We start from the raw sequence: 1,291 nt of genomic DNA, 5'->3' as shown, positions 1-1,291 counted from the left end.
TTCAGCAGCTACCTCTGGTTTAGCTTGTTCCGGCTGCTCATTTGTCGTTGATTGCTGAGAATCTTTGATTGTGTCATTTTGGTGTACGTCATCAGTTACTGCTTTATGAGCATCTGACTGTGAATCAGCTGGTTGATCTGGCTGATTTGAATCTTTATCAGAATCGGTAGCAGGTTGATTATCATCACTTTTTTGAGAATCATTAGCTTGATTATCATTGGTTGACGAACTAGTTGCACTATCCTGATTGGTTTTCGTTTGATCAGGAATTTCTGTATTTGACTTATCGTTATCAGTTTGGTTAGTTTCAACCTTATTAGTATCTGTGCTCGATTGATCAGTTTTTGTTGGTTGTTGCTCCGTCTGCGTTTGCTGTTCAGCAACTGCGGTTGGTTTCGTAGCCACGACTTGCTTTTCTGAATTGGTAGTATCAGACGATTGCCCAGTTGTATTTTCTGAATCCGACTGAGACTGGTTGGTACTACTTACAGGGGTTGCGGCAGTCGCGGTATCATCAGCATGGATGGTCGCATTGCTTAAACCAATCAATGATAAAAAGACGGTTGCAGCAATTAGCCATGACTTACCAGCTTTATACATTTTGAAGCGAGTTTTTTTCTCGTTACTACCAAAGCTCATTATTTTCCTCCCACTAATTAAAAGTTAGTAAATTTTTATCACAAAGCGATTATATAATAGATACGACAATAAAATTATTACAATCTTATTAAAAATGCTTTTAACTTTTATAAGTTTAAGAAGCGACCGTAAAATGAAGCGGCCCCAGAATAATAAGCAAAGGTTGAAACTCTATGAATTCCTAAGCCATTCGACTCGGCATCAAGCATCTGGTTATTACCTAAATAAATGCCGACATGAAAAATACCACTACCATTTGAGAAGAACACTAAGTCACCACGCTGGGCTTGATTAGCAGCAATTTTTGTTGAAGCATAGTATTGATCAGCTGCTGTTCGCGGTAAACTAATTCCAGCCTGGGCAAACGCATAGCTCGTCAGTCCTGAACAATCAAATCCTGTACTAGGGTTGGAGCCACCCCAACGGTAGCCCCAGCCAATAAATCTACTAGCAACATTTATAATATTTTCAGCTTTTTGCGTATCTTTAGTATCTTGTAAGATTCCATTTCCATCAAAATAGGACCAGCCCCGATCTGTTAAGCGCCATTCATTTGTTACTTTTAAGTAGGTGCTTGGATCAAAGTAGTACGTTGAGCCAAACCAGTCACAAAGTCCCGTTACAATCCGACCGTCACCACCGAACATGTACC

The 1,291-nt window shown here is 39.8% G+C and carries 2 protein-coding genes; both read right to left on the bottom strand.

Going from position 1 to position 1,291, the window contains the following annotated elements; genetic code table 11:
- The coding region (locus B808_RS05800) for a KxYKxGKxW signal peptide domain-containing protein (protein WP_035422485.1) at nucleotides 1-639 on the bottom strand (639 nt) is incomplete at its 3' end.
- A 107-nt stretch (nucleotides 640-746) separates the two neighbouring features.
- Nucleotides 747-1,291 (bottom strand): C40 family peptidase (locus B808_RS05795; RefSeq protein WP_191975884.1); only part of this gene is annotated, 545 nt, incomplete at its 5' end.

Source organism: Fructilactobacillus florum 8D (genome assembly GCF_000512295.1).
Classification (GTDB): Bacteria; Bacillota; Bacilli; order Lactobacillales; family Lactobacillaceae; genus Fructilactobacillus; species Fructilactobacillus florum.
The sequence above is the reverse complement of the archived record's forward strand: the minus strand, read 5'-3'. Positions and strand labels throughout refer to the sequence as shown.